At 36.1% G+C, this 504-nt stretch carries 1 protein-coding gene; it reads left to right on the top strand.

The features are described 5' to 3' along the window. On the top strand, positions 1-375 hold a 375-nt coding region (locus J502_RS16205), incomplete at its 5' end, for an IS30 family transposase (protein WP_034685279.1). Positions 376-504 lie beyond the last annotated feature (129 nt).

Raw genomic sequence — 504 nt, 5'->3', positions numbered from 1 at the left:
GAATCAGTGCGCAAGGCTTTAACTGAAGCTCTGAAATATTTACCTGCAGAACTGCGTAAAACGTTGACCTATGACCGTGGACGCGAGATGGCAGAACATAAAATACTTGAAGAAGATTTAGGCATAGATGTATATTTCTGTGACCCACATTCACCCTGGCAAAAAGGCACATGCGAAAATATGAATGGTTTAATTAGGCAATATTTACCTAAAGGGATTGATTTAAATCAGGCAGATCAGCATTATTTAAATCAAGTTGCCATGTCACTGAATACTCGTCCTAGAAAAGCGTTAGATTGGCTTACACCATTAGAGAAATTTGCTCAGCTTGTTGATTATCATAAGACTTTTCAAACTGTCGCACCTCATGTTTGAATTCGCCGTTTTTATTATTACATTCATTACGACTATCTTTATTTTTCTATTTTTAAGATTTTTTTATCTTCAAGATCAAGCTTTAGACAAGACATGGCAGAGTAAAACTTGAAGTGCGACATAAACCAC

It is taken from the genome of Acinetobacter sp. 1294596 (assembly GCF_000582925.1).
Classification (GTDB): domain Bacteria; phylum Pseudomonadota; class Gammaproteobacteria; order Pseudomonadales; family Moraxellaceae; genus Acinetobacter; species Acinetobacter radioresistens.
The sequence above is the reverse complement of the archived record's forward strand: the minus strand, read 5'-3'. Positions and strand labels throughout refer to the sequence as shown.